Source organism: Microbacterium sp. AC145 (assembly GCF_979258505.1).
Genome location: NZ_OZ409859.1, coordinates 272,854 through 293,710 on the forward strand (window position 1 = coordinate 272,854; position 20,857 = coordinate 293,710).

The window sequence follows — 20,857 nt, forward strand, 5'->3', positions numbered from 1 at the left end:
TGTCAATCCCCGCAACGATCCTGGTGTTCCGGTATGGCGCCAGGTAACGTCATTCCCATCGCGGCGATCCGGGCGGTCCCGGGCCTCAGTTCATACCTGACGGCGTTGCGGGTTCGACTCCCGCCGTCGCGTCCACTCTGTCCGGGATCTCAATGCCCGGTCAGCCCCCGGAGCGGCGACCGCGACGCAGGCGTTCGACGGTCTCGCCCGCCGCGACACCGACGAGAACGATCGCGGTCGTGATCGACAGCGTGAGGGCGTTGGCGACGAAGCCCGCGAACCCGACGCCGGCGATCAGGGCGAGAGTCGCCAGGCCGATGAGCTGAGCTCGTGCCCAGTGCCCTTCGAGCACGCGGCGGAACAGTACGGTGCCGGTGAGGAAGAGGATCGGTGCGCCGACGACCACGACCGTTGCGGCGAGGCCGCGCTGGTCGGGGAGCGCGAGCATCTCTTTGTCGCCGACGCTCATCAGCACGATGCCGGCGATGATCGGAAGATGCACCCACGTGTAGACCGTGCGCGCGAGCCTGGCCGGTTGGTCTGACGCCTCGATCGCCTCGGCGCCGATGCGTTCGCCGTGATCGAAGTAGATCCACCAGGCCGCCGCGGCAGCGACGAACGCCGTCACCATCGCCACGATGGATGCGATAGACGATTCCTTGTCGACGAACGCGAAGCCGGTGACCAGCAGGCCTTCACCGAGCGCGATGAGCACGAAGAGGGATGTGCGCTCGGCGATGTGCGGGCCGGAGAGATCCCAGGACCGCAGCAGAACCTTCCCCCATCCGGGCACCGGGAAGCCGAGCACGGTGCCCAGCAGCTCGAGTGCCAGCGCTGCGGCCCACAATGGCAGCTGCCATTGGAGGGGAAGCAGTGCGCCGACGATCCACAATGCGCCGCCGGCGACCGTCCAGCATAGGACGCGCGAGAAATCGCGGGCCACCCGCCGATCGTGGCGGGCTGTCGCCCACACGATGAAGACCGTGCGCCCGACCTGGAGGACGACGTAGGCGATCGCGAACGCCCACGCACGATCGCCGAACGCCTCGGCGATCGAGACGCTCATCACGAGCGCCACGAAGGCCAGGGCGATCACCGCCCCGCGCACGGGGAGCTTCACAGGGTCGAGCCAATTGGTCACCCAGGTGGTCGACACCCATGCCCACCACAGCGCGCACACCATGATGACCCCCTCGAAGGCACCCAGAGGGGTCTGGTTCTCGTAGAGGTAGGCAGACAGCTGAGTCAGCGCGAGGACGAACACGAGGTCGAAGAACAGCTCGACATACGTCACTCGATCCGCGCGCGGCGAGTCCGTGGGGCGCAGCACGTCACGGGTCATCCCGAATGCCATGCGACCATCCTGGCATCATCGATCTGGACATCGATGCGCTCGTTCAGAAATGGGCACGTCCGCACGGAGGCTCTCGCCGCGCTGCGACTTGAGCCGGTCAGGTACGCGAGGTCGTGAGAGCAGCTTCGACCGGAGCCCAGCCGTTCTCGAGCACGGCGAAGCCGGCGTCGAGGATCCCGAGCTGGTCCTCGTGCTCGTTGACGAGCAGCTGCATCTGCAGGACGAAACGCGAGTAGACGCGGATCTCCGCCGTCGGCTCGGGGAGCCCGAGTTCGCCGGCGATCGCGTCTGCGAGAGCATCCTCGTGCCGCAGCCACATCTTCGCGGCGTACTCGCTCAGCGCCGGCGTCTCGTTGAGGAACGCGAGGAAGATCCGCGTCACGTCGTTGCCGTGCTCGTCGATGTTCGCGCCGACCTCGGCCGTGTAGAAGTCGCGGATCGCTCGATTGATCGTGACGCCCTCAGCGCGGTCGCGGACGGCCAAGACGAGTCGATCGCGCTGCTCATCGTCTTCGTCGAACACGAGCGCCTCCTTCTGGGGGAAGTGCGCGAACACGGTGGTGGGGGAGACATCGGCGGCATCGGCGACCTCGCGGATGCTGACGTTGTCGAAGCCGCGCTCGAGGAACATCATCGTCGCCACATCGGAGATGTTCTTGCGCGTCGCCGCCTTCTTGCGTTCGCGGCGTCCGAGCGGCTCAGAGTTCGTCATCCCTCCACGATATCGCGAACTCGATACAGAACTGGCTTGACAACAAAACTGGTATTGATACAGTTTCGGAGTGACTTCAGTTATTAACCCGCCCGCGCGCAGCGAAAAGCGCGCCTGGATCATGCTCATCGTGCTGACGATGCTCACCGTCATCGGCATGACCGTCGTCCTCCCCGTCCTGCCCTTCGTCGTGCTGCAATACGTGTCGCACGAAGGCGATCTCGCGATCTGGGTCGGCGTGCTCGAAGCGATCAACGGCCTCTGCGCCTTCCTGGTCGCCCCCTTCCTCGGCCGTCTCTCCGATCGTTTCGGCCGCCGACCCGTCATCATCGGTGCCGCGTTCGGCGCCGCGTTCGCGATGACTCTGTTCGGCATCGGCGGAGCGATCTGGGTGCTCGTCCTCGCCCGCGTCATCCAGGGCCTCACCGCGGGTGACATGCCTGCCCTCTTCGCCTATCTCGCCGACATCACCCCGCCCGAGAAGCGAGCTCAGCGGTTCGGACTGCTCGGCGCCCTGTCAGGAATCGGCATGATGATCGGTCCCGCGATCGGTGGTCTCCTCGCCGCTGTGAGCCTGCAGCTCCCGGTCTTCCTCACCGCTGCGGTCGGGCTGATCATCGCGATCCTCAGCATCTTCCTGCTCCCCGAGAGCCTGAAGCCCAAGAACCGCATCCCGCGCATCGCCGTGCGCGATCTGCAGCCGTTCGCCGTCTTCACGGATGCCTTCAGCCGAAAGGAGCTCCGGGGCCTCATGATCGGCTTCGGTCTGCTCGCGCTGCCGTTCGGCTTCTTCGTCAACAACTTCAGCGTTCTCGCCCTCGACTCGATCCAGTGGGGTCCCACCCAGATCGGTCTTCTCACCGCCGCGGTCGGCATCATCGACATCGTCATCCAGGGTGTGCTGCTCGGCATCCTGCTGCCTCGTATCGGAGAACGCGGCGTGATCGTGAGCGGCATCGTCGCGCAGATGATCGGCCTGATCGGCCTCGCGGTCGTCGCCTCGATCTTCGCGCAGCCGTGGGTGTTCATCGTCGGTGCTCTTCTGCTCGCCGCAGGTCAGGGTGCCTCGCAGGCGGCGCTCGACGGGGCCATGTCGAATGCGGTCGGCGACGACGAGCAGGGCTGGCTCGGCGGGGCGACCCAGTCGCTCGCCGCGGCCATGAACACCGTCGCACCGCTGATCGCCGGCGCCCTCTACGTCCTTGTCAGCCACGCGGCACCCTACTGGCTGGGTGCGGCGATCATGGTCGTCGCGGCGATCGTCGTCGGCCGCGCGCACATCGCGAACACCGCGAAGCGCGGGCCCGTCGACGGGGATGCCGTCGCGCCGACGGAGCTCGCACGAGCCGACAACTGACCTGACGGTCGGGGATGATGGAGGCATGCCCACGCCCCATCGCCCCGGCCTCAGGGTCTCGTCGAGTCTGACGATCCCCGAGGCCGAGCTGTCGTGGCGGTTCTCGCGCTCGTCGGGCCCCGGCGGGCAGGGCGTGAACACGGCGGACTCGCGCGTCGAGCTGGTGTGGGATGCCGCGAACAGCCCCGTGCTCTCGCCCCACCAGCGCGACCGCCTGCTCGATCGTCTCAGCGGACGACTCGTGAACGGGATGCTGACGATCGCCGCCTCCGAGCACCGTGCCCAGCTGCGCAACCGCGACGCGGCACGCGAACGGCTCGCTGCATTGGTCGCCGAAGCCCTGCGCCCACCCGCGCCTCAGCGCCGAGCGACCAAGCCCAGCCGGGGATCGAAGGAGCGGCGGCTGACCGCCAAGAAGCGGCGCACCGACGTCAAGAAGATGCGCAAGCCACCGCGCGACGGCTGAGGTCGCCTCTGATTCTCGCCGACACTCTCAGCCCTCACGGTGCGACCCCTACTCTGAGGGTGTGAATGATCCGCGGGCATGGACACGCGTCGCCTCGACCGAAGAGGGCGTGTACGGACTGATCCTCGTCTCGGGGCTTGTGGCGAGCGCCGGCAGCGGTGGCACCCCGGCGGTGCGGACTCTCGCGATCACCGCTGTCACCGTGATCGTCTTCTGGATGGCGCACGTGTACGCGGGGGCGGTCGCCGCGCACGGCACTGCAGGTGTCGAGGGGAAGCCCGTGTCTCTCGGACAGGCCGTTCGTCATGCGATGCGCCGGTCGCGCGGTCTGCTCGTCGCCACCGTTCTTCCCGGGCTCGCACTTCTGCTCGGGGTCATCGGCGTGCTCCCCGATACGGTCGCGATCTGGACGTCGCTGTGGGTGTGCGTCGGCGTGCTGGCCTGGCTGGGTTTCGTCGCCTACCGGCGCAAGGGGGCGACGTGGGCGATGCAGATCGTCGGCGCCGTCTCGACGGCATCATTCGGAGTGGTGATCATCGCCGCCAAGGCGATCATCACGCACTGAGCCCGACCCACCGCGGTGCGGGTTCAGTCCTTGTTGCCGCGCACCAGTTCGAGCCCTGCGCCCGCGAATTGCCGCAGCGTCGCATCCGGCAGGAACGCCCGGGTCAGAGCCGTGCCGATGGCCGCGAGGTCGGCCTCGTCGCGGAACAGCAGGTACATGGTCTCGTAGCGCGGGTGGAACTTCTGCTTGAAGCGGTGCAGCGATCCGAATCCGTAGACGGGCTCGAGTGCCTCGGCGAGGCGGTCGCTCAGCGCGGCGATCATGCCGGCATCCGGCGGGTAGTCGTGAGCGAGAGGTGCTCCCGAGAGCGACATGATCTCGGCACCCTCTTCCGAGAACTGCCGGGCCGATGACCCGATCAGATACTCCATGACCGGGGCGAAGCCGCCTTCGCGTCGGCGCATGAGGTCGAGCGTCCACCCGCGCACCGTGCCGCCTTCGCCGTAGACCGGAAGCCAGGACAGGAACCCGTCGACGTCGCCGTTCGGAGCCAGCGCCAGGGCGAGACGCACCTCCTGATCCTCCGCCTCCTCGAGCGTTCCGAGCGTGAAACGCATCTCGGGGAGGTCCTTGTCGCCGACCCACGCCTCCGAGATCGCCCGCAACTGCTGCTGCACGCCCCACGACTCGGCCTTCAGGTGCGTCATCCTGAACGTCATCTCGTCGCGACCCGCCCGGTTCAGCGAGGTCCGCACCGAGTTCCAGCGCTTGCCCGTGAACTCGAGCCCCGGCAGGTCGACGATCGTGTCGTCCGCGACGACGATGCTCCGCCACGTCGACGGCACGGCCTGGCGGGTGGCGTCGTCCGCGCTGAAGAAGCACGGCACGAGCCCCGCGTTCTCCGCCGTGCGGATGAAGTCCGCGACGGCGTCTGCGCGTGACTCCGGAGGACCGATCGGATCCGCGAGCGCGAGCGCGACGCCTGCCCGCCGCTGATACGCCACGATCCCCGCGGCGCTCCGCGCGTAGCTGTTGCCCTCCCACGTCGTCATCCACGACAGGGTCCCGCCGCCGTGCGTGCGCAGCTCGGCCTTCACATCGTCGACCGAGGGCGCGGGCTGGATGCCGAGCAGAGACTTCCGCTTCGCCCGGAATGCCCGGCGCACGGCGATCAGATAGACGAGCAGGATCAGCCAGAGGAACCCGTTGGCGAGGGAGAGCTCGGTCTCGCCGTCCCACCGCAGGTCGACCTGGGCCTGGGAGAAGACGGTGATGAGCGTCAGCACGAGCGCCGCGATCAGGATGTTGAACAGGCCGAGCAGCATGACGAGCACCCACGACCAGCGCCGCCCGCGCAGGAGCCCGTTCGTGAGCACGACGATGACGACGAGATCGATCGCCAGGTCGATGAACCCGCCGGATGCGGGTTCCGTCGGGCCGAACGGGCCGTCGGTCGCGACCAGGGTCGTGATGATCTCGACCGCGCCCAGCACCAGCAGTGCGATCACCGCGATGAGGCGCTGCTCGCGCACCGTGGTCCGCTGCACACGCAGGGTGCGGTCGGCGAACAGGATCAGCAGCACTGCGAGCAGATGCTCGAGGTCGGCGAGTGCGCCCCAGAACAGCATCGCGATGAAGACGAAACCGAGCAGGATGAGCCAGCCGCGCACGCGCCAGGGCGGGCGGAACAATCCGACGGCCGCGGCGATGCAGGCCATGGTGCCTCCGGATGCTCCGACATCGAGTGCCTGGGCCTGGGCCTCGGCCCACGCCCACGGCAGCTGCGACGCGAAGGCCAGCACCAGCGCCGTCGCGAACATCGCGAAGAGCTGGCCGATCCAGTAGTAGGCGAGGGCGACGCGGGATCCGCGACGGAACTCGAGGTACGCCATGCCCCAGAATCCCGAGATCGTGAAGAGATAGACCCAGGGTGCGTTGACGAAGAACGTGCCGGTGAGGGGTGTCCACCACTTGCCGTCGAGGAAGTTCGGCAGACCATAGGCCACGGTCGAGAACAGCGGGGTGTCTTCGAATGGGCGCCACAGCCCCTGCCACGCCACGCCGACGATGAGTATCAACGCGACCATCGTGAGCGTCGCGGGAATTCGCCGGACGACGGCGACGACAGGATGCGTTGTGGGGGTCCGCGCCTCGGTCATGCGCTCAGCGTAGCGAGCGTCGGTCTTTTCCCGGAGGGACGGTTCCGGTTGCAGTTCGTGCCGCCTGCTGATTTTCCGGTCGCACTTCGAGCCGCCAACGAGCAGCTCCGGCGGCACAGAGTGCGACCGGAAGGAGGCAGTGGCGGTGCGACTGGACATCATTTTGAATGGAGGCATGCCTGCGAAATCCACACTCCGCGCGTCGGTCGCTGTCGCCGCGGCATCCGCGGTCGCTCTGGTCATCGCATCGTGCTCGGCCGCGCCGGAGCCGGTCTCGACACCCGCTCCCGACTCTGTCGTCGAAGGCCTCGACGCGCCCTGGTCGATCGCCTTCCACGAGGGTGTCGCGCTGGTGAGCGAGCGCGACAGTGCGCGGGTGCTCGAGATCGCCGACGGCGGCGACGCTCGGGAGGTCGCCGTGATCGACGGTGTCGTCCCCGCCGGCGAGGGCGGGCTGCTCGGACTCGCGGTGCACGACGGTGAGCTGTTCACCTACTTCACCGCACAGGACGAGAACCGCGTCGAGCGTCGGACGATCACCGGAGAGGCGGGCGATCTCTCGCTCGGCGAGCCGACGACGGTGATCGACGGCATCCAGGCGGCGGGCAACCACAACGGCGGACGCATCGCGTTCGGGCCCGACGGGATGCTGTACGTCACGACCGGCGACGCGGGCGATCGCGACAGCGCCCAGGACGTGGATGCCCTGTCGGGCAAGATCCTACGACTCACGCCCGAGGGAGACATCCCCGACGACAATCCGTTCGACGACTCGCCCGTCTACAGCTACGGCCACCGCAATCCGCAGGGCATCGCCTGGGATGCCGAGGGCACGATGTACGCGAGCGAGTTCGGTCAGGACACCTGGGACGAGCTCAACGTGATCGAGCCGGGCGGCAACTACGGCTGGCCCGAAGCCGAGGGGATCGCCGGCGACGACGATTTCACCGACCCCGTGCAGCAGTGGTCGCCCGACGACGCGAGCCCGAGCGGCATCGCGGTCACCGGATCCGACATCCTCATCGCCAACCTGCGAGGCGAGCGCCTGCGCGTGGTGCCGCTCGACGATCTGACGACCAGTACCGAGCGTTTCGTGGGCGAGCTGGGCCGCCTGCGCGATGTGGTCGCAGGTCCAGACGGCGCGCCCTGGGTCCTCACGAACAACACCGACGGACGCGGCAGCCCCGGGCCGGGGGACGACCGCATCCTCCGCCTCGAGAGCGACTGACTCGCCCCGCGGCCCCGCAGCCCCGTGCCCCTCAGCCCCGCACCTCTGCGAAACCCGTATTCCTCGTCGAGACCTACGTCCGCACCATGGGTTTCGTGCAGAAGTCCTGGTCTCGCGCCATACCGCGCCCTCGCGACAGCGGGTGGCAGAGCCGGCTCCCGCTGACCCGCCTACACTGGAGGTGTGGCGAGACTGTTGATCGTAGGCGGGTTCCTGGCAGCCATCTTCTGGGTGTACAGCATCGTCGACTGCGCCGTGCAGCCGTCGACGAGGCACCGCGGTGTGCGAAAGGCCGCCTGGGTCGCGATCGTCATCCTCATCCCCGTGATCGGCGGAATCCTCTGGTTCGTCATCGGCCGCCGTCGCGCGAACGACCCGGGCGACGCCATCCGCGTCACCGGTCCCGACGACGACCCGACGTTCCTGCGCACCATCAGCAAGAGCGAGCAGGATGCCCGCATCCGCCGTCTCGAAGAAGAACTCGCCCGCCTCGAAGACGAGACCGACGAGGGCACGGCATCGGACGGCACAGCGCCGGACGCGCGTCCGTGACCGCATCTGCGGCGACGGATGCTGCGGCATCCCTGATCGCCGACCTCGTCGCGCACGGCGTGCGCGACCTCGTGCTCTCACCCGGCTCGCGTTCTCAGGCGCTCGCGCTCGCCGCAGTGCATGCCGCGAACGAGGGGCACCTGCGCGTGCATGTGCGCATCGACGAGCGTGTGGCGGGGTTCACCGCCCTCGGCCTCTCGCGTGAGAGCGGAGTGCCCGCGGCAGTGCTGTGCACCTCGGGAACCGCCGCAGCCAACCTGCTGCCCGCCGCCATGGAGGCCTTCCACTCGGGCGTTCCGCTGGTGCTGCTGACCGCCGATCGTCCGCCCGAGCTCCGCGGCATCGGTGCGAACCAGGCCACGGTGCAGCCCGGAATGTTCGCGCCCTGGGTGCGCGAGCAGATCGATGCTCCCGTGCCGGGCGACGGCGACTGGTCGGGACTCGCGGCCCGTGTCGTCGAGGTCGCGATGGGGGCGGATGCTCCGCACGGTCATCCCGGCGTCGCAGGACCCGTGCACCTGAATCTTCCGTCGCGAGAGCCGCTGTCGGGCGAGGTCCCGACGATCGAGGTCACGCCGGGGAGGCTCCCGTTGCGCTGCTCGCACAGCCTCTCGTGCTCGAGCGGGGACCGCGCACGATCGTGATCGCCGGGGCGGATGCCGGTGCGGACGCAGAAGAGGTCGCACACGCCGGCGGCTGGCCCCTCATAGCGGAGATCGTCAGCGGCGCCCGATTCGGACGTCAGATCGTGCACGGCTACCGCGCGCTCCTCCGCGAGGCCGATCTCGGGGGCCGGATCGAGCGTGCCGTGGTGCTCGGCCACCCGACGCTCAGCCGTGAGGTCGCCCGGCTGCTGTCTCGAGCGGATGTCGAGGTGATCGCCGTCCGCCGCGGCGGCGAGGACCTGAATCTCAACGGACGCACCACGCCCGCGTCATCCGTCTCCGTCGCCGCCGGCCCGGCAGACCGTGAGTGGCTCGGAGCGTGGCTCACCGCATCCGCCGCCCACTCCGTAGACCTCAGTGAGCGCGCTCCCGACCCGGAGGGGCTCGCGTCGACCGACTTCGCCGCGCGTCGGGATGCCGTCAGGGCCGAGCTCGAGGCCGTGCGTCGTCCGCTCGATCGCGCACTGCTCGCCGACGCCGTCTGGCGCGCGACCTGGCCGCACGACCGTCTGATGTTCGGCTCCTCGCGTCTGGTCAGGGTCGCCGACGAGGTGCTCGGCGGCAAGAAGGTGCCGGTGCATGCCAACCGCGGACTCGCGGGAATCGACGGCACCGTCGCCACCGCGACCGGCATCGCTCTCGCCAGCCAGGCGGGTGGCGCTCCCGGTGTCACGCGCGTGCTGCTCGGCGACCTCGCCTTTCTGCATGACGTCGGCGCGCTGCTGCTGCCGCCCGATGAAGACGAACCGCGCCTGCAGGTCATCGTCGGCAACGACGGCGGCGGCACGATCTTCGATGGCCTCGAAGTGGCGACGACCGCGCCCCGTGCCGATCTCGACCGTGCGTTCTACACTCCGCACACGGTGCGACTCGAGCAGCTCGCCCTCGCCTACGGGTGGGAGTATCAGCGCGTCACGACACGCACCGCCCTCGATCAGGCGCTCACCACGCCCGCGGGGGGACGTCAACTGATCGAGGTTCCGCTCGCGCGCTGAATCCGCTTCTCGGTAGGCGGCCGCCTGTGGTGGCAGGATGAACGCATGACAGCGCATGAGTGGGCCAAGACCCTGCAGGTCGGCGACGGCTTCCGTCTCGACGACGTCGATCCGCGAAGCACTCCGGGGTATCACGGCGGCAAGGCCGATGGCGCGCGCGACCTCGAGGCGGGACTCGAGGAACTCAACCAGCTGCAGGAGAGACTTTTCGCCGAGAGCCGGGTGGGCGTGGCGAAGGACTCGGTGCTGCTGGTGCTGCAGGCCATGGACTCGGCGGGCAAGGGCGGCATCGTGCGTCATGTCGTCGGCGGCGTCGACCCGCAGGGCGTCGCGCTCACGGCTTTCAAAGCACCGACCCCCGACGAGCTCCAGCACGATTTCCTCTGGCGCGTCGCGAAGCGACTGCCCGAGCCGGGCTTCATCGGCGTCTTCGACCGCTCGCACTATGAGGATGTGTTGATCGGCCGGGTGCGCTCGCTGGCTCCCGCCGACGAGATCGAACGCCGGTACGACGCGATCAACACCTTCGAGGCCGAGGTCGCGGCATCGGGCACCCGCATCGTCAAGGTCATGCTGCACATCTCGCCCGACGAGCAGAAGGCGCGTCTGATGGAACGCCTCGAACGGCCCGACAAGTACTGGAAGTTCAACCCGGGAGATGTCGACGAGCGGCTGCTGTGGGACGACTATATGGCCGCGTATCAGACCGTGTTCGAGCGCACCTCGACCGCAGCGGCGCCGTGGCACGTGATCCCGGCCGACCGCAAGTGGTACGCCCGCCTCGCGGTGCAGGAGCTGCTGCTCGACGCACTGCAGAGCATCGACCCGCAGTGGCCGGCGGCGACCTTCGACGTCGAGGCCGAGAAGAAGCGCCTCGCCGCGAGCTGAGGGCGCGGGTCGCGGTCGTTGAGCGAGCGCACACCCAGGTCGTTGAGCGAGCGCACACCCCGGTCGTTGAGCGAGCGCACACCCCGGTCGTTGAGCGAGGAGCGAAGCCCCGAGACGAAACGCGGCGAGTGGCCGTCGCGACTCAGGCGAGGGCGCACGCCCCGGTCGTTGAGCGAGGAGCGAAGCCCCGAGACGAAACGCGGCGAGCGGCCCTCGCGACTCAGGCGAGGGCGTCGACCAGCGGGCGGAACTTGACCCGCGTCTCCAGCAGCTCCGACTCGGGATCCGAACCCGCCACGATCCCCGCGCCGGCATAGGCGGTGACGGCGATCGCGGTCTCGGTGGGGAGAACTGCGCGCAGCGCAGGGCGATCGCCCACTCTCCGTTGCCCGCTGCATCGACCCAGCCGACCGGGCCGGCGTAGCGTCCTCGATCGAACGGCTCGAGCTCGCGGATCGCCGCGATCGCCGCAGGAGTCGGGGTGCCTGCGACCGCCGCTGTCGGATGCAGGGCGCCGACCAGGTCGAGTGCCGAGCCGCCGGCGGCGAGCTCGCCCTCGACATCGGTCGCCAGGTGGAACAGATTCGGGAGTTTCAGCAGGAAAGGCTGCTCGCTCGCGGCAAGAGCGCGCGTGTGCGGTCGCAGCGATGCCAGCACGCTCTGCACCGCGTACTCGTGCTCGTCGAGGTCTTTGATGCTCGACGCCAGACGAGAGGATGCCTCGGTGTCGGCATCCGCATCGGCCCCGCGCCCGATCGTTCCGGCGAGCACTCGTGCGGTCACGGTGCGCTCCTGCACGGTGACGAGGGTCTCGGGACTCGCGCCGATGAGTCCGTCGACGGCGAAGGCCCAGGTGTCGGGATAGCCGGTCGACAGTGCGCGCACGAGGCGGCGGAGGTCGGAACCGGCGGGGATGCTGCCGGTGAGGTCGCGCGCCAGCACGACCTTGCTGAGCTCGCCGGCTTCGATGCGGGTGAGACCCTGGCGCACCGAGTCCTGGTATCCCTGGGGGCTCTGCGCGCCGGGGCCGACGGTGCCGGCCCAATGCGGGCCGTACTGCTCGGTCGCGGCGTCTTTCGTCGCGTCCGGCGTCGCCTCGGACGATCGGATGCTGGTGAGCCAGGTGCGCCCGCGGTGTCTCCCGATCACCAGCGTGGGGACGATCAGCACGCTGTCGACGGCGGAGTCCTCATCGAACGTCAACGCGCCGAAGGCCACGAGGCCCGTGCCCGGAAGCGAGAGGGGATCGGTGATCTCCGCATCTCGGGCGAGGTCGCGCCAGGCGTCGGCGATCGCCGCGGATCTCAGCTGGCCGGTGCCTGCGGGAACCCGGATCGTCGCCACGATGCCGCCGTCGACCGCCACGATCCCGTCGCCGCGCCGCAGCCACGCGAGCGGATCGGCCGGGTCGGCATAGGCCAGGAGATCCTCGACCGGATCGATCTCACGGGTCTCCACGACCAGCCTGCTGCTCACTCCTCCAGCCTAGTTGCCCTGCTCCCGACCGGCTTCGCAGCGCCGCGGCGCGCTGTGTCCGGCGGATGCTGCGAGGCGGATGCCACGGCGGGGGCCCGACGGTGCCTGATCGGGTGAGACCGTCTTTTCGTCGTGAGACCCGTGACCATGGCGTGGGTCTCGTGAGGCGACAGTGGTTTCGTGAGGCGGATGCCGCGGCGGCGGGGCGTGGTCGGGTGAGTCCGTCTTTCGTCGTGAGACCCATGACCATGGCGTGGGTCTCGTGAGGCGACAGTGGTTTCGTGAGGCGGATGCCGCGGCGACGGGGCGTGGTCGGGTGAGACCGTCTTTTCGTCGTGAGACCCATGATCATGACGTGGGTCTCGTGAGGCGACAGTGGTTTCGTGAGGCGGATGCCGCGGCGGCGGGGCGTCGTCGGGCGAGACCGTCATTTCGTCGTGAGACCCATGGCCACGACAGGGGTCTCACGACGGAAGGGCGGTCTCGCGCATCCGCTCGCGCATCCGCTCGCGCGCCCACCGCATCCGCCGCCGCATCCCCCACCGCATCCGCCCCCACCCGTGCGGCATACGCTGGGGCCATGAGCGACGTGCGCCCCGCCCCCGGCACCGAGATGGTCTTCCAGTGGACCAAGTGGGACGGATCGCCGCACTGGCGCCATGAATGCGTCTACCTCGGTTCCGACGAGTGGGGTGACTGGGTGGGGCAGCCCGCCGGCTGGCACAGCGCACGTCCGGGTGCGGCTTTCGTCGCAGCGACGCCGAACGTCACCCTCGTCCCGCGTCAGCCCGACTACGCGCTGACGGTCAACCGCGACCATCCGAGGGGCATGCGCATCTACATCGACCTCGGCTGGGACATCGGGTGGTCGGACGATCCGTTGCTCGCGATCGGCATCGACATGGATCTCGACGTCGTGCGCGTGGTCGGAGACCGCGGCACCTGGGTCGACGATCGCGACGAGTGGGCCGAGCACAGCGTGCAGTTCGGCTATCCGGCCGAGATCATGACGAGGCTCGAAGACCTCGCACTCGACCTCGAGCACAGGGTGCGCGCGCAAACCGCCCCGTTCGACGACGCCACTGCCGACGTGTGGCTGGATCGTCTGGATGCTCTGCGGCTGCCGCCCAGGGCTCGCGCCTAGACTGGACACGTGACCCCGAACGAAGCCAACCGCGCCGATCTCGGCAAGGACCCCGCCCGCGTCAGCGGCATGTTCGACCAGGTCGCCGCCGGTTACGACCGTACGAACACGGCGATGACCGTCGGCAACGACGCCCTCTGGCGAGCGGCCACCACCCGCGCCGTCGCCCCGAAGCCGGGGGAGAAGATCCTCGACCTCGGCGCAGGCACCGCCTCGTCGTCGGCATCCCTCGCCCGCAGCGGCGCTGAGGTCGTCGCCGCCGATTTCTCGCCCGGGATGCTCGCCGAGGGGCAGCGTCGTCACGGCCGCATGCGCAACCTGTCGTTCGTGCAGGCGGATGCCACTGATCTGCCCTTCGCCGACGACGAGTTCGACGCGGTCACCATGTCGTACGCACTGCGCAACGTGAACGACCCGAAGAAGGCTCTCAGCGAGCTATTCCGCGTGACGAAGCCCGGCGGACGCCTCGTGATCAACGAGTTCTCCACCCCGCCGAGCGGTCTCTTCCGCGCCGGCTACCGCTTCTACAACTCGCAGGTGCTGCCTCGGGTGGCCCGTGTCGCCGGCACCAACGGCGACGCCTACGACTACCTCAACGAGTCGATCCGCGACTGGCCCGACCAGAAGAAGCTCGCCTCGTGGATCCGCGAGGCCGGCTGGACCGATGTCGCGTACCGCAACCTGTCTTTCGGCATCGTGGCTCTGCACCGCGCGCGCAAGCCCGACGTGAGTGCCTCCGCGTGAGCACGGCGAGAATCGGCATGCCTGACGACGGTAGGGTGAGAGCGTGACTTCGAGCCGCGTAGCCCCGGGTTCGCGACTGGCGAGCCGTCTCGGTTTCAGCGACCGTGTCTTCATCGGCACCGCGGGCCGCCGCGTCGCTCAGGCGATCGAAGACGGTCTCGAGAAGGTCGAGACGGGTCTCGCCGATGACGTGCGCGTGGCAGACCCGCTGGCCGATGCCGCGAGCCGGTATCTGTACGAGGCCGGTGGCAAGCGCATCCGTCCCGTTCTCACGCTGCTCGCAGCCCAGCTCGGCGACGGCAACACCGAACAGGTGATCGACGTCGCCAAGGCGCTCGAGATCACGCACCTCGGCTCGCTGTACCACGACGACGTGATGGACGGTGCTGACCGGCGCCGCGGTGTGCCCGCGGCGCAGACGGTGTGGGGCAACAACATCGCCATTCTCACCGGTGACATCCTGTTCTCGCGTGCGAGCCAGTTGATGTCGCGGTTGGGCGAGCGCGCGATCCGCCTCCAGGCCGACACCTTCGAGCGACTCGTCCTCGGCCAGATGCACGAGACCATCGGTGCACAGCCCGACGACGACCCCATCGAGTTCTACATCCAGGTGCTCGCCGACAAGACCGGCTCGTTGATCGCGGCAGCCACGCAGGGCGGCGTGATCTTCTCGAACGCACCCGCGCAGTACGAAGAGCCGCTACGCGTCTACGGAGAGAAGATCGGCGTCGCGTTCCAGCTGCTCGACGACGTGATCGACCTCTCGGCGAAGCCCGAAGACACCGGCAAGGTGCCGGGCACCGACCTGCGCGCAGGTGTGCCGACCATGCCGTACCTGCTTCTCAAGGCCGAGGGAGATGACGCCTCGATCGACCTCGCGTCTCGCATCGACGACGGAGTCGCGCGCATCGCCGCGGGCGAGGACCCGTCGATCCTCGACGGTCCGCTCACCGAGCTCCGCGATCACGCCGGAACCCAGAAGACCCTCGCGCTCGCGCATTCCTGGACTCAGGATGCCATCGACGCGCTCGCCCCGCTTCCGCGGGGCACCGTGCGCGAGGCGCTCACGCGCTTCGCCGAGACCCTCGTCGAACGCTCCAGCTGACCGCGCCGCGGCGTTGCGCCGCGTGCACGAGACGTGACGGCCCACGAAAGGACCCCCTATGACCAAGCTCAGACTGGCCATCGTCGGAGCGGGCCCGGCAGGCATCTACGCCGCCGACATCCTGCTGAAGGCCGAGCGCAAGTTCGACGTCTCGATCGACCTCTTCGAGCAGCTTCCTGCCCCGTACGGACTCGTGCGGTACGGCGTCGCGCCCGACCATCCGCGCATCAAGGGCATCGTCAACGCGCTGCGTGACGTGCTCGACCGCGGTGACATCCGCCTGTTCGGCAACGTGCGCTTCGGTGAGGACATCACTCTCGACGACCTCAAGAAGCACTACAACGCGGTGATCTTCGCCACCGGCGCGATCCGCGACACGACCCTCGACATCCCCGGCATCGACGCGGTCGCCTCGTACGGCGCGGCCGACTATGTCAGCTGGTTCGACGGGCACCCCGATGTGCCGCGCGAGTGGCCGCTGGATGCCGCATCGGTCGGCGTCCTCGGCAACGGCAACGTCGCCCTCGATGTGGCGCGCATGCTGGCCAAGCACGCCGAAGATCTGCTCGTCACCGAGGTGCCCGACAACGTCTACGAGGGGCTCAAGTCCAGCGCCGTCACCGACGTGCACGTCTTCGGACGACGGGGTCCCGCGCAGGTGAAGTTCACCCCGCTCGAGCTGCGCGAGCTCGGCGAGCTGCGCGACGTCGACATGGTGGTCTACGACGAGGACTTCGACTACGACGAGGCGTCGAAGGATGCGGTGGCCAGCAACAAGCAGGTCATGGTCATCGACCGCATCCTGCAGTCGTGGCGCAAGCGCCCGTCGGTCAACGACGCCAGGGGCGATGCCGACAACGCCGGAGGCACGGCCTCGCGTCGTCTGCACCTGCACTTCTGGGCGCGCCCGGTCGAGGTCCGCAAGGACGAGACCGGACGCGTCGCAGCGCTCGTGTACGAGCGCACGAAGCCCGACGGCCAGGGCGGTGCGGTCGGCACGGGCGAGATGCGCGAGGTGCCGCTGCAGGCGATGTACCGCGCGATCGGCTACTTCGGCTCGCCGCTGCCCGGCGTGCCCTTCGACAAGAAGCACGGCGTGATCCCGAACCGCGAGGGCCAGGTGCTCGCGAAGGACTCGAACCAGCAGGTGACGGGCATCTACGCGACCGGATGGATCAAGCGCGGTCCGGTGGGGCTCATCGGCCACACGAAGTCGGATGCCATGGAGACCGTGCGTCACATCATCAACGACCAGGGTTCGTGGTGGCACCCGGAGGACCCCTCCGAAGAGGCGATCCCCGCACTGCTGCAGGAGCGCGGCGTGCGCTGGACCGACCTCGAGGGCTGGCATCGTCTCGACGAGCACGAGGTCTCCCTTGGCGCGCCGCACGAACGCGCCCGCGTCAAGGTCGTCCCGCGCGAAGACATGGTGCGCGTCTCCCGCGGGGAGTGAGCGTCACAGGATCGTTGTGTGCCCTCCGCATGTCGGAGGGCACACGTCTTTAGGCTGGGCCCATGCGCCTGCGTCCTCTCGCCGTGCTCGGCACCGCCGCTGTGATCCTTCTCACCGGATGCACCGCTCCGCCCGCTCCCGAAGCGACTCCGGCGGCCTCATCATCGGCCACGCCCACGATGACTCCGACCCCGACGGAAGCTCCGATCGTCGCGCCGGATGCGGCCTTCGACGTGACCTGCGACGACGTCGCCGGCGAGATGGCCGCGCTCGTCGGAGAGCCGTCGACGCCGGTCGAGCCGAAGCTGTCGGTCGTGTCGACGATGGGTTGGATACCGGGTCCTGCGCAGCACATGTTCCAGCGTGCGGGTGGCATCGCGTGCTCCGCCGGTGACGAGGCCCGCTGGTGGGAGGTCGCGCTCGTGCCCGACGCTCAGGCCGTGATCGGTGGTGCGACCGAGCGGCAGGGGTACTGGGGCGAGCAGGCGAACTGCGCAGACGGCGTCTGCACGTTCGAGTTCCCCGACGGTGACGTGCTGCTGTCCGCCATCGTGTCGGAACCCGGCATCGGGGCGGCTGACACTGCGCGCATCGAGCAGGCGCTGCGCGCTCTCGTCGCGCGGGCGGAGGCGACCGTGCACGATGTCGAGCAGGTCGAGAGCGACATCGTCGGTCTGCCGTGCGAGCGGTTCATCACCGTGCAGGAGGTCAACGAGCAGCTCGGAGTGTCCGATGCGGCGCTCTACACGGACTTCGGCGGGTGGGGAATCCCCGCAGAGATCTATCACGTCGTGAACGGCTCGGAGATCTGCTTCTTCCGAACGTCCACCAGCGAGTACGAGGGACCGAGCTACCTCATGCTCACGACGCTTCCCGGCGGTGGCTGGGCGTTCGAACGCCAGGACGGTGTGCCGGCGACGGTCGAGGGGGCGGATGCGGCCAAGACGAGCACCGGCGAGTATGGCGAAAGCATCCTCGACGTGCGCGTGGGGGCGGATTGGATCAGGCTCATCACCTACGACGACGGTTCGGGGGCGCCGGACCCCACGCCCCTTGCGCAGCAGGTGGTGCGAAGCCTCACGATCGGCCAGTCTGCTCCGCAGTAGCCGTCCGACGGTGGGCTAGCCTGGCGGCATGGTTGACTGGATCCCGGATGTTCTCGGTGACGAGTTCGAGCAGCTGACGCTCGACCTCGGCGAGGACGACGAGGGGCCCGTGGTCGCGACTCTGGTGCGCGCTCTGCCCGCGGAGCCGAGCTGGTGGGATCGTGTGCGCGGTCGTCGCCGTCCGCTCGACGACGTCGATGTGCTCTATGTGCACGGGTGGTCGGACTACTTCTTCCAGAAGCGCCTCGCTCGATTCTGGACGGGCCGCGGCGCGCGCTTCTTTGCGCTCGATCTGCGCAAGTACGGCCGCAGCCTGCGTGACGGTCAGACCCCCGGGTACATCACGTCTCTGTCGACCTATGACGAAGACATCGCTGCGGCGCTCGATGCCATGGGCCGCGGGTCCGACGGCACGGCGTCCGCGCGACGGCTCGTGCTTCTCGGGCATTCGACCGGTGGACTCACGCTGAGTCTGTGGGCATCGCGACACCAGGGCACGGCGGATGCCGTGGTGTTGAACAGCCCATGGTTGGAGTTCCAGGTCGCGTCGGCCCGGCCGTTGATCGCGCCGGTGGCCGAGCTTCAGGCTCGGTGGGCCCCGCGCGAGGTGGCGCCGCAGGTGGATCTCGGGTTCTACACCCGTGCCCAGCAGGAGGTCGCGGATCCTGATGACCCGGTCGAGATCAACCTCGCCTGGCGCCCGGCCCAGACGATGGCCGTGCACGCGGGGTGGTTCCATGCGATCCTCACCGGCCATGCCTCGGTGGCGGCGGGATTGACGATCGACGTGCCGGTCTGCGTGTTGCTGTCGGCCCGATCGGCCACGCCGACGCGGTGGTCGGAAGACCTCACCCGTACGGACTCGGTGCTCGTCGTCGACGACATCGCCCGTGCTGCGCTGAAGCTCGGTGCTTCGGTGACGGTCGAGCGGATCGACGGGGCCCTGCACGACGTCTTCCTCTCTCGCCATGAGGCGAGAGAGGAAGCGTATCGTCGTCTCGATCGGTGGGTCAGAGGCTGGTCGGCCTCGCGCTGATCGCGGTCAGCCGCCGTATCTCATCACACGTACTACCTCGTCACACGTAGTACATGGCGCGCGCGAGGCGCTCGGCCTCGTCGGCATCGCCTCGCAGAGCAGCGTCGCGGAAGTCGCGGTAGACCTGCAGCATCCGTCCCCTGTCGCCGTCCGGCAGGGTCCATGAGCCCAGATTGCGGAACAACGCCATGCTCGCATCGTTGATCAGCACCTGGTGCTGGATGTTGCGACTGCGATCGCTGAGAAATGAGAACACGGCCCAGCGTGCATCCGACAGCTGCTCGCCGCCGTCATCGTCGATCGCACTGCACATCCTCTCCACGAGAGTCGCGAGCTCTTCGCGCTCGTCCTGCGTCATGCGTCCCACACCCATGCGAGCGGCGACGCCCGCCTGATAGCCGGCGAACTCGAGCGTCTGCTCGACGACCTCGGGCGTCACGGTCGTGACCTCGGTGTACCTGCTCGGATACATCGTGACGAGGCCGAGGCGCTCGAGTCGCTGCAGTGCCTCGCGCACCGGAGTGCGCGATACATGCAGTTCATCGGCGACATCGACATCGCGGATGCGGTGTCCTGGTTCCAGCACGCCGTCGACGATCTGCGCGCCGATGTGCTGGAAAACCTCCTCTGCCAGTAGCTGCTTACTCTCTCGAATACTCGTCATCGAGCCGTTGCTGATCATGGACTTGCCCCCAGTTGCATTACCAGATCCGAGCCCCCCATGCTGTGCCCGGACGCTCACTACATCACGAACGGAGTCGCGATGCCAATAGTCCACAGGTGGATTTCCGGGGGGCCTTCGGGTTCCCGTCGGAGATGAAACCCTCGCGGCTTTCATCGACGCTGACATTATGTGGCCGGCGGGCGTGGGCGCCCGCCGGCCACGAACGATGCCGTGCACGGAGCTGCATCGCGCCCAGTCCCCACAAGGCGGGAACCGCGATCCGCACAGCGAACCGTGGTTCGGCAGCGCGTCATGCACCGACGCATCGTCTGCCGCATCGAGATGCGGCATTTCCCAGTCTCGGGCACCCCTGCCCATATATCGGAATGGGATCCGCGGCGAGGGCAGTCGAGCGTCTCGACTGTAGGAGTCCTCGTGTCCGCTAGCGTGGGGATCGTGGACAAACGGCAGCGAGCTCTCCTGGCACTGCCGTCTGGCGAACTCGCGAACAGCTCCGCATTCCAGGTGTTCGAAGACCTGCTCGCCTCGATCTATGACGGCGAGATCGCACCTGGTGACGCGGTCAGCGAGAATGACATCGCCAAGAAGTACGGCGTCTCGCGGACGCCGGCGCGAGAGGCGATCCAGCGGCTCAGAGAGCTCGGGCTGGTCGAGGCGTCGGCCGGTCGGACTTCTCGAGTCGTACTGGTTTCTGAGCAGACCATCCGCCACGCTCTCGTCGTGTGGGAGGCGCTCATGATGACCGCAGCTGACGAGACGGTCACTCTCATCGACGCTGCTGACCTTGAACTCATGCAAGCGAGCATCGAGGAGTTTCGAGAGGCGGCACGCCTCGGAGACGCGGGAAGGGCTGCGCAGGCGAACTACAATCTGTTCGCCGTGCTCGTCACCAAATCCACCAATCCGCTTCTTGTGAAGAGCGTCGCGCTCACCGTCCACATGATCCGGCTGGGCGGCCTCTCCATGCCCCGGTGGGTGGATACGAACGTGCTCGGCGGCGCGCAGGTCGCACTCGTCGACGCTCTTCGCGCGCGGGATGTCGGCGCCGCGAAGGTGGCTATTCAGTCCGCGGCCAACTTCCGGCTCGCCCCCGATCAGGATCACATCGATCCTCTTCAGCAGTAGCCCGCGATCCCGTTCAGACCCGTGAGTCACATCTCTTGACGACGACGGTGGCGGCACTTGTATACTGGCATACAAGTAGGAATATCGATGCGTATGGGGGCT

17 protein-coding genes and 3 pseudogenes are annotated in these 20,857 nt (G+C 68.3%); 15 read left to right on the top strand and 5 right to left on the bottom strand.

All coding sequences use genetic code 11. From position 1 onward, the window contains the following. Positions 1-59: 59 nt before the first annotated feature. Positions 60-135: pseudogene (locus tag ACZZZN_RS01325) on the top strand. A 25-nt stretch (positions 136-160) separates the two neighbouring features. Here the strand turns inward: ACZZZN_RS01325 and ACZZZN_RS01330 are convergent. Further along, a complete protein-coding gene (locus ACZZZN_RS01330) occupies positions 161-1,354 on the bottom strand; it encodes a low temperature requirement protein A (protein WP_463503465.1) in 1,194 nt (397 codons plus the stop codon). 97 nt (positions 1,355-1,451) lie between these two features. Further along, the gene (locus ACZZZN_RS01335; protein WP_463503466.1) at positions 1,452-2,066 is read right to left on the bottom strand and encodes a TetR/AcrR family transcriptional regulator; all 615 of its coding nucleotides are present in this window, start codon (positions 2,064-2,066) and stop codon (positions 1,452-1,454) included. 70 nt (positions 2,067-2,136) lie between these two features. Here ACZZZN_RS01335 and ACZZZN_RS01340 point away from each other — a divergent pair, with 70 nt between their 5' ends. The 3 genes from ACZZZN_RS01340 (at position 2,137) to ACZZZN_RS01350 (ending at position 4,454) form a co-directional block, all read left to right on the top strand. Then, entirely contained in the window at positions 2,137-3,423 is a 1,287-nt protein-coding gene (locus tag ACZZZN_RS01340) for an MFS transporter (protein WP_463503467.1), read from the top strand. 25 nt (positions 3,424-3,448) lie between these two features. Then, complete coding sequence (arfB, locus tag ACZZZN_RS01345) at positions 3,449-3,889, top strand: alternative ribosome rescue aminoacyl-tRNA hydrolase ArfB (protein WP_463503468.1); 441 nt, start codon at positions 3,449-3,451, stop codon at positions 3,887-3,889. Between the two features lie 61 nt (positions 3,890-3,950). Further along, complete coding sequence (locus tag ACZZZN_RS01350) at positions 3,951-4,454, top strand: hypothetical protein (protein ID WP_463503469.1); 504 nt, start codon at positions 3,951-3,953, stop codon at positions 4,452-4,454. 23 nt (positions 4,455-4,477) lie between these two features. On the opposite strand, the gene ACZZZN_RS01355 is transcribed toward ACZZZN_RS01350, so the two are convergent. Further along, positions 4,478-6,553 carry a bifunctional lysylphosphatidylglycerol flippase/synthetase MprF gene (locus ACZZZN_RS01355; RefSeq protein WP_463503470.1) on the bottom strand — a complete coding sequence of 692 codons (2,076 nt, stop codon included), beginning with the start codon at positions 6,551-6,553 and terminating at the stop codon, positions 4,478-4,480. 175 nt (positions 6,554-6,728) lie between these two features. Between ACZZZN_RS01355 and ACZZZN_RS01360 the strand changes: the two genes are divergently transcribed. The 4 genes and pseudogenes from ACZZZN_RS01360 (at position 6,729) to ACZZZN_RS01375 (ending at position 10,881) form a co-directional block, all read left to right on the top strand. Next, on the top strand, positions 6,729-7,781 hold the full coding sequence (locus tag ACZZZN_RS01360; protein WP_463503471.1) for a PQQ-dependent sugar dehydrogenase: 1,053 nt from the start codon (positions 6,729-6,731) through the stop codon (positions 7,779-7,781). 183 nt (positions 7,782-7,964) lie between these two features. Further along, positions 7,965-8,333: a PLD nuclease N-terminal domain-containing protein gene (locus tag ACZZZN_RS01365; protein WP_463503472.1), complete on the top strand. Its 369-nt coding sequence runs from the start codon at positions 7,965-7,967 to the stop codon at positions 8,331-8,333. After that, positions 8,330-9,993: pseudogene (gene menD, locus ACZZZN_RS01370) on the top strand (2-succinyl-5-enolpyruvyl-6-hydroxy-3-cyclohexene-1-carboxylic-acid synthase). Before ACZZZN_RS01365 ends, menD begins: the two are co-directional and overlap by 4 nt. Before the next feature lie 45 nt (positions 9,994-10,038). Beyond that, positions 10,039-10,881 carry a polyphosphate kinase 2 family protein gene (locus ACZZZN_RS01375; protein ID WP_463503473.1) on the top strand — a complete coding sequence of 281 codons (843 nt, stop codon included), beginning with the start codon at positions 10,039-10,041 and terminating at the stop codon, positions 10,879-10,881. A 220-nt stretch (positions 10,882-11,101) separates the two neighbouring features. Here the strand turns inward: ACZZZN_RS01375 and ACZZZN_RS01380 are convergent. Beyond that, a pseudogene (locus tag ACZZZN_RS01380) lies at positions 11,102-12,357 on the bottom strand (isochorismate synthase). A gap of 580 nt (positions 12,358-12,937) precedes the next feature. Between ACZZZN_RS01380 and ACZZZN_RS01385 the strand changes: the two are divergent. The 6 genes from ACZZZN_RS01385 (at position 12,938) to ACZZZN_RS01410 (ending at position 18,945) form a co-directional block, all read left to right on the top strand. After that, positions 12,938-13,501 (top strand): hypothetical protein, encoded by a 564-nt coding sequence (locus ACZZZN_RS01385; RefSeq protein WP_463503474.1) that lies wholly within the window; start codon positions 12,938-12,940, stop codon positions 13,499-13,501. Between the two features lie 9 nt (positions 13,502-13,510). Next, positions 13,511-14,245, top strand: coding sequence for a class I SAM-dependent methyltransferase (locus tag ACZZZN_RS01390; protein WP_463503475.1), 735 nt, complete (start codon positions 13,511-13,513; stop codon positions 14,243-14,245). A 43-nt stretch (positions 14,246-14,288) separates the two neighbouring features. Next, positions 14,289-15,350, top strand: coding sequence for a polyprenyl synthetase family protein (locus tag ACZZZN_RS01395; protein WP_463503476.1), 1,062 nt, complete (start codon positions 14,289-14,291; stop codon positions 15,348-15,350). Positions 15,351-15,408: 58 nt separating this feature from the next. Next, positions 15,409-16,803, top strand: coding sequence for an FAD-dependent oxidoreductase (locus tag ACZZZN_RS01400; RefSeq protein ID WP_463503477.1), 1,395 nt, complete (start codon positions 15,409-15,411; stop codon positions 16,801-16,803). A gap of 62 nt (positions 16,804-16,865) precedes the next feature. Further along, positions 16,866-17,909 carry a hypothetical protein gene (locus ACZZZN_RS01405; RefSeq protein ID WP_463503478.1) on the top strand — a complete coding sequence of 348 codons (1,044 nt, stop codon included), beginning with the start codon at positions 16,866-16,868 and terminating at the stop codon, positions 17,907-17,909. A 28-nt stretch (positions 17,910-17,937) separates the two neighbouring features. Next, a complete protein-coding gene (locus tag ACZZZN_RS01410; RefSeq protein ID WP_463503479.1) occupies positions 17,938-18,945 on the top strand; it encodes an alpha/beta hydrolase in 1,008 nt (335 codons plus the stop codon). A gap of 40 nt (positions 18,946-18,985) precedes the next feature. Here ACZZZN_RS01410 and ACZZZN_RS01415 read toward each other — a convergent pair whose 3' ends face one another. After that, a complete protein-coding gene (locus tag ACZZZN_RS01415) occupies positions 18,986-19,627 on the bottom strand; it encodes a GntR family transcriptional regulator (protein WP_463503480.1) in 642 nt (213 codons plus the stop codon). Positions 19,628-20,065: 438 nt separating this feature from the next. Here ACZZZN_RS01415 and ACZZZN_RS01420 point away from each other — a divergent pair, with 438 nt between their 5' ends. Then, positions 20,066-20,755, top strand: coding sequence for a GntR family transcriptional regulator (locus ACZZZN_RS01420; RefSeq protein WP_463503481.1), 690 nt, complete (start codon positions 20,066-20,068; stop codon positions 20,753-20,755). Positions 20,756-20,857 lie beyond the last annotated feature (102 nt).